Raw genomic sequence first — 6,792 nt, 5'->3', positions numbered from 1 at the left:
CAATCCGGCCCGCCAGCCCCTCAAGGCCAGCCCCGCCGCGTCGGGAGCCCGGTTTCTACGCATCCAGCCAAACCCAGTCAATCAGAAAATTTCAGTTTTTTGGCGGACCTCCGGCGCGCGGGCAAAAGGAGGGGCTTTTCATGGGCCTAGCGCCGATCGCTCGAAATCGGAACCACCGGGGTGGGGCCGATTTCGAGCGATCGGCGCGATCTGTTGGTTTCAGAGCGGAACGCCCGAGCTCGAAATCACCATGCGAGTCCGTATTCGGGCGGTCCGCTCTCGCGGGCGGCCGTCGGGGCGGCACGGCGGCCGGACGGCCGTCTCCGCCGGGCCCGGGTGGCCTCGGGAGGGCGCCGGGGGCCGACTCAGGCGGCCCGGCGTTCCCTGTCGGACGGGTTTTTCCGCTTGCCGGAGCGCGCGGCCTTTGTAAGAAAAGGGCGCCCGCTCCGTCCGGAGCGTGGTCGCGGCCGCGCCGGTCGCGCAGCCCGGCGCCCGTGCCGGACGATAGGCCGGACCATGAGCCGGACCATGATCGGACCATGGCCAAGGCCACCCTCCCGGCATCCGATACGCCCGCCGCCAGGATTGGGCTGCCGCCGCGGGGTCCCCATGGCCCCTGTCACAGACCATCGACTGCTGCATATCGGCAACATTGAGTTAGCCGCTGTGGGTAATATGTGACTCAAAGAACACGGTCGAGACGCCTGTTTTCAAAGCGTCTTCCATTGACATGTCGAATCGGGGTCGGCATGCTTTAGTCGGTCGGAAACCTCTGGCCAGCGCGCGCGAAGCGAGAGGACCCCCTGAAACCATAGGGGAACGTGTCAGCGCACCGCGCCGCGGCCGCGGCGGACCGCGTCCCGGGCGGTCGGCCAGCCAACGAAGAGCCAGCCAACAAACAGTATGGAGAGTAGGGGATGAGGAGTCCGCTCATCGACCGGACGCAGGACCTGGGTGCGCGCCGCGGCGCCATGCCCACCCGTCGCCGCGCCGCGCGATGCTTCCAGAGCACCGGCCTCGTCGCAGGGCTCGCCATCGGACTGGTGGCGAGCCTTGTCGTGACCGGGCCGGCCGGCGCGGGCAGCGACCGCATGGCGGCCGCCGCCGCGGCCGACGTCGCCCTGGTGGCGGCTCTGGAGGGCGCGCCGATCCCGGGCCGCAAACCGGGCTCCGCGACGGATCAGGCCAAGGGGGATCAGGCCACGGCGGAGGCCGCCGCCGGTCGCGCCCAGGCGGCGGCCGTGGACCCAGCCGCCCGGCCCGTCCCGCCCGTGGGCGGCCCCGCCCGACCGCCGGCGGCCACGGCCACGGCCACGGCCACGGCGGATGTCGCCATGCAGGCGGCCGCCTCTCCACCCGTCGTGGCGCCGATCGCCGTCGAAGCCCGCGTCGACCGCGGCGACACCCTCATCGGGCTTCTGATCGAGGCCGGGGTGGAGCGCGTCGAAGCCCACAAGGCGATCAAGGCCCTGGAAGCGGTCTACGATCCGCGCCGCATGCGCCCCGGCCATGTGGTCAACATCCGTTTCGACGAGCCCGAGACCGACACCCTCGCCTTCCGCGGCTTCGATTTCGAACCCACCACCGGCACCCAGGTGGCCGTCCTGCCCGACGACGGGGCCGAGTTCGGCTTCAGCGCCCAGGAGACCCAGGAGCAACTGGTGCGCGACGTGGTGCGGTTCGGCGGCCCGATCACCCTGAGCCTGTACCAGGCCGCGGTGGACGCGGGCGTCTCCGAACAGGCCCTCGCCGAGATGATCCGTGTGCTGTCCTACGACGTGGACTTCCAGCGCGATATCCAGAAGGACGATGCCTTCGAGGTCCTGTACGAGCGTTTCTCCACGCGGGACGGCCGCCATGTCCGCGACGGCCGCATTCTGTTCACCGCCCTGACCAACGCCGGCAAGCGCCTGACGGCCTATGCCTACGAGACCGAAGACGGCCGCATCGACTATTTCGACGAGAACGGCGAGGGCGTGCGCAAGCCGCTGATGCGCACCCCGATCGACGGCGCCCGGTTGTCCTCCAGCTTCGGGATGCGCAAGCACCCGATCCTGGGCTACTCCAAGATGCACACCGGCGTCGATTTCGCCGCGCCCACCGGGACCCCCATCTATGCGGCCGGCGACGGCGTGGTGCGTTATGCCGGGCGCAAGGGGGGATACGGCAAGTACGTGCAGATCCGCCACACCGGCGAGTTCTCCACCGCCTACGCCCACATGAGCGCCATCCTGGTGCGCAACGGCCAGCGCGTCGAGCAGGGCGAGGTCATCGGCCGGGTCGGGTCCACCGGCCGTTCCACCGGTCCGCACCTGCACTACGAAATCCTGCGCAACGGCGACAAGGTGAACCCGATGGGTGTGCGGTTCCAGCCGGCCGTCAAGCTGGCCGGCGCGGACCTGAAGCGCTTCCAGGCCCACCGGGCCGAGGTCGATCGCCTGTACGCCAGCCTGCGGGCCCCGACCGAGATCGCCAGCGCGGCCCGGACCCAGACCCCGGAGTAGCCGGGCCGGACGCCCCCGCCACGCCCGACTCGAACCGCCCCGCGCCCCCGGCCGGGGCGGTTTTTCGTGCCGCCCGTCCGGCGCTGGGCCTCAACTGCACTTGGAGTAGCCGCAGCTCGCGCAGGTGTCGCAGCCTTCCTGGCGCATCAGGGTAGGCTGGTTGCATTTGGGGCAGAACCGCATCCCGGCCGGGCGTGGCGCCACCGCCCGATCGACGGCGGCGGCGCCCCCGCCGCGCCCCGGCGAGGGCGCCCGGGAGGTCGCCGGGGACACCCCGGGGGCGGTCCCGGGAACCAGGCCGTCGGAGGTCTCCTCCGCCAGGAACCCGGTCTCGACCATGTGCTGCTCGATGACCTCGCCGATCGCCGCCAGCAGCGACGGCACGTAGCGCCCGCCCATCCACTGGCCGCCCCTTGGGTCGAACACCGCCTTCAGCTCCTCGACCACGAAACGCACATCGCCACCGCGCCGGAACACGGCCGAGATCATGCGGGTCAGCGCCACGGTCCAGGCGTAGTGCTCCATGTTCTTGGAGTTGATGAACACCTCGAACGGCCGCCGCCGCCCCTCCGGGCCGACGACGTCGTTGACCGTGATGTAGATGGCGTGGTCGCTCTCCGGCCAGCGCACCTTGTAGGTGCGGCCCGGCAGCACCTCGGGCCGATCCAGGGGGCGCGTCAGGTGCACCACGCGGCCATCGTCGGTCCGGGGGCCGCCATGGCTGCCGCCAGGGGTGCCCGGCCGCAGGGCGCCATGATCGTCGTCGGCCGGCGGGCCGAGGTTGTCGTCGGCCGGCGGGCCGAGGTCGTCGTCGGCCGCCTGTGGGCCGGCGGCCCCCACCGTCGCGAGGTCGGTGCGGTCGTCGGCTGCGCTGACCGGCGGCCGCTCGGGCGACGGCGCGCCCTCGGCGGCCGGCGCCTCGGGGCGGGCCGGCGGCGCCGCCACCGACAGCACGGCCCCAGTGACCGGATTCGGCCGGTAGGTGGTGCAGCCCTTGCAGCCGCTGCGCCAGGCCTGCCAGTAGACGTCCTTGAAGGCCGCGAACGGCAGGTCTTCGGGCACGTTGATGGTCTTGGAGACGGCGCTGTCGATGTAGCGCTGCACCGCCGCCTGCATCACCAGGTGGTCGCGCGGCGACAGCGCCTGGGCATCGACGAAGGCGTCGGTCGGGGGGGCGTCCTCGCCCTTGACGGCGTGGTACAGGCGCCAGGCGTAGTCGGAGACGGTCTCCTCGCGCCGGCTGCCGTCCGGTTGCAGCACCGCGCGGGTGAAGGTGAAGCTGAACACCGGCTCCAGGCCGGACGAAACATTGTCGGCGAGCAGCGAGATGGTGCCGGTCGGCGCCACCGAGGTCACCAGGGCATTGCGGATGCCGTGGGCGGCGATGCCGGCGCGCAGGTCGTCGTCGAGGTCCCGGATGGTCTCGCCCTGCAGGTACTGGTCGCGGTCGAACAGCGGGAACGGCCCCTTCTCGCGCGCCAGCTCGATGGAGGCAGCGTAGGCCGCCCGGCGCAGCGCCGCCATCCACTCCTCGGTCAGCGCCACCGCCGCTTCCGAGCCGTAGCGGGCGCCGCACAGGATGAGGGCATCCGCCAGGCCGGTGACCCCCAGACCGATGCGGCGCTTGGTCAGGGCCTCGTGGCGCTGTTCGGGCAACGGATAGCGCGACACCTCGATCACGTTGTCGAGCATGCGCACGGCGGTGGCCGTGAGGTCGGCCAGGGCATCGAGATCGAGTCGGGCCGCCGCGGTAAACGGCTCGCGCACCAGCCGGGCCAGGTTGATCGACCCCAGCAGACAGGTGCCATAAGGCGGCAGCGGCTGTTCCCCGCAGGGGTTCGTGGCCCTGATCTCTTCGCAGTACCAGAGATTGTTGCGCCGGTTGATGCGGTCGATGAAGATCACGCCCGGCTCGGCCTGGTCGTAGGTGGCCTGCATGATGCGGCCCCACAGGTCGCGCGCCCGCACCGTGCGGTGCACCGTGCCCTCGAACACCAGGTCCCAGGCCGAATCCGACTCCACCGCCGCCATGAAGGCATCGGTCACCAGAACCGACAGATTGAACATGCGCAGCCGGCCCGGCTCGCGCTTGGCGTCGATGAAGGCCTCGATGTCCGGGTGGTCGCAGCGCAGCGTCGCCATCATGGCGCCGCGCCGCGAGCCCGCGCTCATGATGGTGCGGCACATGGCGTCCCACACGTCCATGAACGACAGCGGCCCGGAGGCGTCGGCGCCGACCCCGTGCACCGGCGCGCCCCGGGGGCGCAGGGTGGAGAAGTCGTAGCCGATGCCGCCCCCCTGCTGCATCGTCAGCGCCGCTTCCCGCAGGTGGCTGAAGATGCCGCCCATGTCGTCGGGGATGGTGCCCATGACGAAGCAGTTGAACAGGGTCACGGCGCGGTCGGTGCCGGCCCCAGCCAGGATGCGCCCGGCCGGCAGCACCTGGAAGCCCTCCAGCGCAGCCATGAACCGGGCCGCCCATGGTTCCGGGTCGCGCTCCACCGCGGCCAGGGCGGTCGCGACCCGGCGCCAGGTGTCTTCCACCGACTTATCCACAGGCTCGCCCGCCGACGTCTTGAGCCGGTACTTCATGTCCCAAATCTGGGTTGCGATGGGCGCGATCGGCGCCGATACCGAGTCAGACACGGGCGGAGCCCCTCACGTCAGGCGTCGAACTGAAAACCAATGGGGAACAGGATCGGCCGCGATACTACTTATGCAGCCATCCCCCGGGTGCGCGGGCACCCTCGACAGATACGGGGGGGACGATCCGACGTCAAGCAATGTTCTCTTTATGTTCGGATTGCGCCATGCCTCGGGACGCCGCCGGGCGGTCGCGCAGGCCAGGGTCCGCCACGGTTATGCCGCATGATCCACGGACTTATCCACAGGCCGATCCTCCCCGCCGGTCGGGGCCGGCAACGCCGCCCCGGCCGTTTCGATGCGATCGTGCAGGGCCGCCAGGAACGCCCGCCGGTCGAGTCCCGGCTCCACCGGCGGCAGGATCTTGAGGGTGGCGGTGCCCGGACGCTTGAGGAACGCCTTGCGTCCCCACAGCAGGCCGGTGTTGAGCGTCACCGGCACCAGCGGCACGTCCGGAAAGCGGGCGTACAGGGCGGCCACCCCCGGGTGGTAGGGCAGGCTGCGCCCCGGCGCCACCCGGGTGCCCTCCGGGAAGATGATGATCTGCCGACCCTCGGCCAGGGTCTCACCGCAGGCCTTGAGCATGGCGCGCAGCGCCTGGGCGCCGGCCGCGCGGTCGATGCCGATCATGCCGGTCGCCTTCATGTACCAGCCGACCAGGGGAATGCGGAACAGCTCGCGCTTGAGCACGTAGGCCGGATCGTCCAGCAGGCCGTGGAACAGGAACGTGTCGAGCGCGCTCTGGTGCTTGGCGGCGACGATCACCGGCCCTGGCGGGAGGTTCTCGCGTCCCTCGATCCGCGTGCGGACCCCGGCGACGTGCCAGGCCATCCATCGCATACCGGCCAGCCACGCCTTGGTCGCCGCCACCAGCACCCGCCGCGGCGCCGCCAGAAGCGGCAGGTAGAGGACGCCCAGGACCGCCGTCCAGATGACATAGAGGACGTTGAACAGCACCGATCGGACCAGCGTCATGACGACTCCACCGTGGCAGGGGCGCGCGCGCGCAGGGACAGCCCCAGGTTCAGGCGCAACCACGCCACCAGATACTTCGAGTACTCGCTCGCCAGCAGGCTGGCGGTGCCGGGGAAGCGCCACCACTCCTCCTGCTTGACGTGCGGGGGATAGACCGGATGGGGAATGAGCCGGACCTCCGGCATCAGCGGCCGGAACTCCAGCAGCGCGCGGCGCATGTGATAGGCCGCCGTCACCAGCCGCACGGTGCGGACCCCGTGGCGGCGCACCCAGGCCGCCGTCTCCTCGGCGTTGCCCAGGGTGTCGGCGGCGGCGTGGCCCAGTTCGACGCGCCCGGCCACGGCCGGGGACGGCGCCCGCGCCAGCGCCCGCCACAGGTCGTCCGGGGCCACCGCGGCCGGCACGCCACTGATGAACAGGACCCCACCCAAGCCCCGCTCCAGCAGCTCCAGCCCGGCCCGCAGCCGCTCGCTGCCCCCGGTCAGGACCACGATGGCGTCGGCCCGGCGGCCGGCCGCGTCGGTCTCGGGCACCGGGATGGCCGCCGCGTACCACACCAGCCCCCCCACCCAGGCGACCGCCAGCAGCAGCGGCGGCGCCAGGACCAGGACGACCCGGACAGTCAGGGAGCGAAAGATCGGGCGTGCCACGGCGGACCCTGTCATGAGCG

The 6,792-nt window shown here is 71.4% G+C and carries 4 protein-coding genes; 1 reads left to right on the top strand and 3 read right to left on the bottom strand.

The window, feature by feature from the left end; genetic code table 11:
- The first annotated feature begins 917 nt into the window (after positions 1-917).
- Positions 918-2,504, top strand: coding sequence for a M23 family metallopeptidase (locus GGD88_RS08615; RefSeq protein ID WP_184434197.1), 1,587 nt, complete (start codon positions 918-920; stop codon positions 2,502-2,504).
- A gap of 90 nt (positions 2,505-2,594) precedes the next feature.
- Here the strand turns inward: GGD88_RS08615 and GGD88_RS08610 are convergent, their stop codons facing one another.
- The 3 genes from GGD88_RS08610 to GGD88_RS08600 all read right to left on the bottom strand — a co-directional run bounded on the left by GGD88_RS08610 (position 2,595) and on the right by GGD88_RS08600 (position 6,787).
- Entirely contained in the window at positions 2,595-5,150 is a 2,556-nt protein-coding gene (locus GGD88_RS08610) for an adenosylcobalamin-dependent ribonucleoside-diphosphate reductase (RefSeq protein WP_343056317.1), read from the bottom strand.
- 213 nt (positions 5,151-5,363) lie between these two features.
- Entirely contained in the window at positions 5,364-6,122 is a 759-nt protein-coding gene (locus GGD88_RS08605; protein WP_184434194.1) for a lysophospholipid acyltransferase family protein, read from the bottom strand.
- On the bottom strand, positions 6,119-6,787 hold the full coding sequence (locus GGD88_RS08600) for a YdcF family protein (protein WP_184434192.1): 669 nt from the start codon (positions 6,785-6,787) through the stop codon (positions 6,119-6,121). Before GGD88_RS08600 ends, GGD88_RS08605 begins: the two co-directional genes overlap by 4 nt.
- Positions 6,788-6,792 lie beyond the last annotated feature (5 nt).

Source organism: Roseospira goensis (assembly GCF_014197795.1).
Classification (GTDB): Bacteria; Pseudomonadota; Alphaproteobacteria; order Rhodospirillales; family Rhodospirillaceae; genus Rhodospira; species Rhodospira goensis.
Note: the sequence above shows the minus strand (reverse complement) of the source record. Positions and strands in the feature narration are given on the sequence as shown.

Coding starts and splice junctions, on each gene's coding strand:
- GGD88_RS08615 (WP_184434197.1), top strand. CDS start 918: ATGAGGAGTCCGCTCATCGACCGGACGCAGGACCTGGGTGCGCGCCGC.
- GGD88_RS08600 (WP_184434192.1), bottom strand. CDS start 6,787: ATGACAGGGTCCGCCGTGGCACGCCCGATCTTTCGCTCCCTGACTGTC.
- GGD88_RS08605 (WP_184434194.1), bottom strand. CDS start 6,122: ATGACGCTGGTCCGATCGGTGCTGTTCAACGTCCTCTATGTCATCTGG.